This window comes from Gordonia sp. SGD-V-85, assembly GCF_001456905.1.
Taxonomy (GTDB): domain Bacteria; phylum Actinomycetota; class Actinomycetes; order Mycobacteriales; family Mycobacteriaceae; genus Gordonia; species Gordonia hongkongensis.
Genome location: NZ_LNQO01000052.1, coordinates 1 through 1751, shown reverse-complemented (window position 1 = coordinate 1751; position 1751 = coordinate 1). Strand labels below are relative to the sequence as shown.

General features: G+C 63.6%; 1 protein-coding gene and 1 pseudogene. Both read left to right on the top strand.

What is annotated here, in order from left to right; translation table 11 throughout:
• Positions 1-84: 84 nt before the first annotated feature.
• Positions 85-348: pseudogene (locus tag AS181_RS24370) on the top strand (LLM class flavin-dependent oxidoreductase); the annotation flags it as partial.
• Entirely contained in the window at positions 345-1439 is a 1095-nt protein-coding gene (locus AS181_RS24365) for a hypothetical protein (protein WP_004022072.1), read from the top strand. The pseudogene AS181_RS24370 and the gene AS181_RS24365, both read left to right, overlap by 4 nt.
• Positions 1440-1751: the final 312 nt, after the last annotated feature.

Sequence of the window (1751 nt, the reverse complement as noted above, 5' to 3'; positions counted from 1 at the left end):
ACCGTCACCAGCTACCGTGAGAACCCGGTCCCCGCAAACGCTGGAACCAACTAACCGAGCCTCCAGCAAACCCGGGGCGATTCACGTTATGGCACGAACGTGGGTTTTGTCCCGCAGTGGGGAGGAACGCCCACCCAGATCGCCGACAGACTGGTCGAGTACTTCGATGCGAGAGCGGCTGATGGGTTCATCATCTCCGCCGCCTATCTGCCCGGCGTTTACGAGGACTTTGTCGACCAGGTGGTGCCGCTGTTGCAAGAACGTGGGGTATTCCGCGACGAGTATGAGGGATCAACGCTGCGCGACCACCTCGGCCTGGAACTGCCAAGCGGGGCGGCGGCGCTGTGACCGACACCAGCTCAGCGGTCCACACCCTCGCGTACAGCAACTGCCCTGTTCCCAACGCCCTGCTGGTTGGCCGCGAGTCGCAGTTGCTCGCCGAGGCTGGCATCAATCTGGACGTGCTGGGAGGGCCGCTGGGCTCCTTGCACTTCACCTACGATCATCCCGCTTACACCCGATTCGGCGGAGAGATCCCGCCGTTGGTGAGTGAGGGCCTGCGTGCACCGGGTCGCACACGCCTCCTGGGCGTCACCCTGTTCGAGGGAAAGCTGGGCTTTTACGCGGCCGACCCCACCCTGACCGCACCGGAGCAACTGGCGGGGCATCGTGTCGGCGTATCCGCATCGGCAATCCGGATCCTGCGCGGCGACCTTGGTGACTACCGACAGCTCGACCCGTGGCGCCAGACTCTCGTCGCACTGGGCACTTGGGAGGCGCGAGCCCTGCAGCACACCCTTCGTCACTCCGGCGTAACAGTAAACGATATCGAGCTCGTACCCATTGAGACGGCGGGAGTCGACTTACCGCAGGACCGACTCAGCGCATCGGCATCAGTGAACGGTTCGGACCTCTTTCCCGCCGTCGGGGCCCATCAGGCACAAGTCTTTGCCGGGGGGACGGTCGATGCGCTATTCAGCTGGCTTCCGTGGTCCGCGGAGTTCGAAGACCTCACCGGTGTTAGACCGCTGCGTGACCTGAGCTTGGACAGGACAAGCCACTACGCCAGCGTTTGGACAATCAGCGCGCAACTCGTCGATAAGAACCCGTCACTCGTGCAGCATCTGGTGGATACGGTGGTCCGGGCAGGCTCCTGGGCGCGCGATCATCTGACCGAGACAGTCGCGATTCATGCCCGCAACCTCGGTGTTAGCGAGACTGCGGTGACACGCGGTTTCGGCGAGCACTTCACCGACAACTTAGTACCCACCCTCGACCACGATGCGCTCACTGTCCTTGCTGCGACACAGCGGTACCTGGTCGACCACGATCTGGTGGATAAGGCGATCGACCTGACTGATTGGTCGGCCCCGGAATTTCTGCAGACGAGCCTGCGTACATGCGCGGCCGGCACATCAGCGATTGGAGAATACGAATGACAGTCACCGACGACACGGCGGCGGCCACCGACCGGCGGGCGGGCGATCCTCTCGCGGTGGCTCGAGACCTTGCTGCAAGCTGGCGGGAGGGAATCGTCGAACGGGATCGCGATGGGGGGCCAGCCACCCGTGAGAAAGAGGACTTACGCCTAAGTGGTCTGCTGGCGCTCGCGGTACCCGAGGAGCACGGTGGTTGGGGCGCAGATTGGCCGACGGTCTGAACCGCCCCGGGTCTGTCGGAGGCTCTCGAACCTGTGAAGGATGGAGAGCATGGCAGCACCACGCAAGTACAGTGAGGAACTCAAGGACCGG